Origin of the sequence: Streptomyces sp. UH6 (genome assembly GCF_013421635.1) — a bacterium.
In the GTDB taxonomy this organism is placed as follows: Bacteria; Actinomycetota; Actinomycetes; order Streptomycetales; family Streptomycetaceae; genus Streptomyces; species Streptomyces abyssomicinicus.
Map to the genome: position 1 here is coordinate 1 of NZ_JACADT010001153.1, position 1643 is coordinate 1643.

At 73.8% G+C, this 1643-nt stretch carries 2 protein-coding genes; one reads left to right on the forward strand and one right to left on the reverse strand.

Features of this window, described 5'->3' with window-relative positions; genetic code table 11:
* The coding region (locus HW445_RS30140) for a nitrate- and nitrite sensing domain-containing protein (protein WP_374939722.1) at positions 1–581 on the reverse strand (581 nt) is incomplete at its 3' end.
* A gap of 395 nt (positions 582–976) precedes the next feature.
* Here HW445_RS30140 and HW445_RS30145 point away from each other — a divergent pair.
* The coding region (locus tag HW445_RS30145) for a protein phosphatase 2C domain-containing protein (protein WP_180223979.1) at positions 977–1643 on the forward strand (667 nt) is incomplete at its 3' end.

The window sequence follows — 1643 nt, forward strand, 5'->3', positions numbered from 1 at the left end:
GGCGGCATCCGCTCGGCCAGGTCGCCGGCCATCCGGTGCAGCTCGGCGATGGCCTCGGAGTACGCCTCGTGCGCTTCGAGAGCGGTGCTCTTGCCGGAGAGCGCCGCTCGCCGGACGGTGGCGATCTCGTCCAGGTCGGCCCGGAGCGCGGCCGGGACGTCGGCGTCGGCCCGCAGATCCTCTATCTCACGGTCGACGCGCGCGCCCCGCTGCTCGGACGGCGCCCGGGCCTCGGGCCTCCCGGCCGCGATGTACGGGGTGACCTCGTCCCGCTCGTCGGCGAGGGCGTGGGCGAGGGTCAGCGCGTCCTGGGTCTGCTGGGTGAGCGCGACCAGGTCCTTGCTCTCGTCCAGCCGCCCCACGGCGGAGAGGATGGAGGGGGTACCGGCTCCCGCGACGGCGGCGGCCACCACGGCCACCGCGACGATGAGCCGGTTGCGTACATGCGTGGCACGACCCCGGCCCACCTCGCCGCCGGCCGGGGCGGAGGCGCCCGGGGTTCCGGTGGTGGTGGGCGAGTTCTCCGTGCCCTCGCGGGAGGCCTTCTTCTTGCCCGTACGCCGAGGCCGCGTCTTCTGCACCGGTGCTCGCATTCCTGACTCGTGTACCCAAGGCCCGGGTGACCTGCCGTCAACTGGGGCGACACTCACCCGGTACGGTTCCGGTTTTTCGGTGTCCGACCCTCCCAGTGCCGGTGGGCGGTGACCGGTCATCAACCGTCCCGCCACCCGAAGGAGTGAACATCGGAGGGTAGTTGAGGGGCAAGTTCCAGCCTCCCACCCGCGCGGTCGTCCGTGCGGGCGTCCGGAGCGCCGGGTGGACGACCGTCACGGTCTTTGGCAGGATTCGCCGCCACGCCTTCACAATCGCGCCGGTTTCCCCACCAACCGGGCACGGACGGGGAGTTCCGCCGCCTCCGGTGCACAGCCGGCAGGCGTCCTCGCGAGGCCGGCCGGGCCCGGGGCAGACTGACCCCATGCGCACCGACCTGGTCTCCGAGCCGTCCGAACTCGGCTTTCCCAACGAGGACTTCGTTTCCGTCGGACTCCCCGCCTCCGGTCTCGGCGGAACGCTGGTGGTGCTCGACGGGGTGACTCCCCCACGCGGCGGGACCGGGTGTACGCACTCCGTGCCCTGGTTCACCGCCCGACTCGGCGGGGCGCTGACCGAACTGTCCCTTTCCCGGCGGGATCTTCCCCTGACGGAGATCCTCGCCGAGGCGATCGGACGGACGGCCGCCGCCCACGCGTCCGACTGTGACCTTTCTCACCCGCGAACGCCGCAGGCCACGGTGGTGGTGGCGCGTTGGGACGCGGAGGCGGTGGAGCACCTGGCGCTCGCCGACTCGGTGCTGCTGGTCGAGCGGGACGGCGGGGAGGTGACCGCCCACACCGACGACCGGCTCGCGCGGATCCCCCGGGAGCGGTTGCGGTCGGCGGCGGTGGTGGACGCGACACTGCGCAACAAGGAGGGCGGCTTCTGGACGGCGGCGGCGGACCCGGAGGTCGCCGCGCGGGCGGTCACCGGCACGGTGCCGCGCGGCGGGGTGCGCTCCCTGACCGCCCTCACCGACGGGGCGGCCCGGTGGGTCGAGGTCTTCGGGCGGGGCGGCTGGGGCGACGCGGTCTCCCTGGTCCGTGAGC